The sequence below is a fragment of the Eubacterium sp. AF17-7 genome (assembly GCF_003461285.1).
Lineage (GTDB): Bacteria > Bacillota > Clostridia > Lachnospirales > Lachnospiraceae > Eubacterium_U > Eubacterium_U album.
This window is the reverse complement of sequence record NZ_QTWU01000022.1, coordinates 36,280-36,868: the sequence shown is the minus strand read 5'-3', so window position 1 is coordinate 36,868 and position 589 is coordinate 36,280. Positions and strand designations below refer to the sequence as shown.

Annotated in this window: 1 protein-coding gene; it reads right to left on the bottom strand. The window is 34.5% G+C overall.

Translation table 11 applies throughout. The features are described 5' to 3' along the window. On the bottom strand, positions 1–589 hold a 589-nt coding region (locus DWW96_RS13275; protein WP_147339835.1), incomplete at both ends, for an RHS repeat protein.

Sequence of the window (589 nt, the reverse complement as noted above, 5' to 3'; positions counted from 1 at the left end):
TTTGAACGTTTTATGCTAAATACTGAGCTTCCCTTTTTTGTAATCTGCTGATTAATATTATTGTAAGTGTATGTTGTGGACTTTTTTCCTATTGTCTTCTTTAGAAGATTTCCCACATCATCATATGTGTATGTTACTGTCTTGTCTCCTTTTTCCGACACAAGTCTGTTGAGGCTGTCATATTCATATGTTGTGGTCTTCTTTTTGCCGTTTATTATTCCACTTTCATAATGTTTTGTTACATTTCCGTTTAAGTCATATTCATATGCTTCTATTAGCTTCGAAGTTCCGTTTTCTTTTCTGCTTACTGTAAGCACGTTACCATATATGTCATATGTACTTTCCTGTGTAACTTTTCCTTCTGTCTTTGTTATTCTGTTGTTGTCACTGTCATATGTATACTCCGTCTTTTTGTCACCATCTGCAACTTCTGTCACATTTTTGTTTCCATCATATGTGTAGCTTACCTTTTTGCCGTCCGTATACGTAATCCCTGTCTTGTTTCCGTCATTGTCATAACTATACTTTACTGTTTTCCCATTTTCGTAGTTTGTTTCTATTATTCTGTCAAGTTCATCCCTTACATATG